The sequence below is a fragment of the Roseomonas sp. GC11 genome (assembly GCF_024437745.1).
GTDB lineage: Bacteria > Pseudomonadota > Alphaproteobacteria > Acetobacterales > Acetobacteraceae > Pseudoroseomonas.
The window spans coordinates 1-1,030 of the sequence record NZ_JANFNY010000193.1 but is presented as its reverse complement, the minus strand read 5'-3'; the positions used below and the strand labels follow the sequence as shown (position 1 = coordinate 1,030).

Genomic DNA, 1,030 nt, shown 5'->3' with positions numbered 1-1,030 from the left:
ATCCGCGCCTCCCCGCCGCCGTGCTGGCGGTGCGCGGCGCGCAGCTCGACCCCGCCGCCCTGGCCGAGGCGCGCCGCCTCGCCACCCAGGGGCAGGCGGCGGAGGCCGTGGCGCGCTACCGCGCCCTGTTCGGCGGCCCCGTGCCGCCGGCGGCCTTCGCCTCCGAATACTATGAGACGCTGGCCGCCACCCCCGAGGGCCAGCCCGAGGCGCGCGACGCGGTGGAGCGCATGGCCGCCGAGGCCCGCCCCGGCGATCTCCGCCCGGCGCTGCTGCTGGCGCGCATCCTGACGCTGCGCCCCGCCTCGCGCGATGAGGGGCTGCGCCGCCTCCAGGCCCTGGCCCGCCAGCCGGAAGGCGGCCCCGCCGCCGCCGCGTGGCGGCAGGCGCTGCTCGACGGCGCGCCGGCGATCGCCGATCTGGAAGCCTATCTGGCCGCCTTCCCGCAGGATGAGGCGCTGCGCCAGCGCCTGGGCGAGGCGCGGCAGGCCGGCGCCGGGGCGCTGCGCATGCGCGGCTTCGCCGCGCTCAATGGCGGCCGCCTCGCCGATGCGGCGCGGGATTTCGAGGCCGTGCTGGCCGCCAGCCCGGGCGATGCCGAGGCGCTGGGCGGGCTGGGCCTCGCCCGGCTGCGCCAGGGCCGCGCCGCCGAGGCCCGCCGCGCCCTGGCCGAGGCCGTGGCGCGTGACCCGGAGCAGGGCCGCGCCCAAGGCCATTCCCGCTGGGGCCGCGCGCTGGAGGGCGCCACCGCCACGCCGGAGCCGGAGCAGGCCCGCGCCCTGATCCAGCGCGGCCTGCCGGAGCAGGCCGAGGCCCTGCTGCGCCGCGCCCTGCGGCGTGACGGTCCCGAGCGCGCCCAGGCCGAGGCCCTGCTGGCCGGGCTGCTGCTGCGCCGGGGCGATGCCGCCGGGGCCGAGCCGCATTTCCGCGCCGCCCTGGCCCGCCGCCCGGAGGCGCCCGAGCTGCTGGCCGGGCTGGCCGAGGCGCTGCAGCGCCAGGGCCGCCTCGCCGAGGCGGTGCAGGCCGCCGA

At 81.7% G+C, this 1,030-nt stretch carries 1 protein-coding gene; it reads left to right on the top strand.

What is annotated here, in order from left to right:
- A partial coding sequence (locus tag NON00_RS24555; protein ID WP_256025429.1) for a tetratricopeptide repeat protein occupies window positions 1-1,030 on the top strand: 1,030 nt, incomplete at both ends.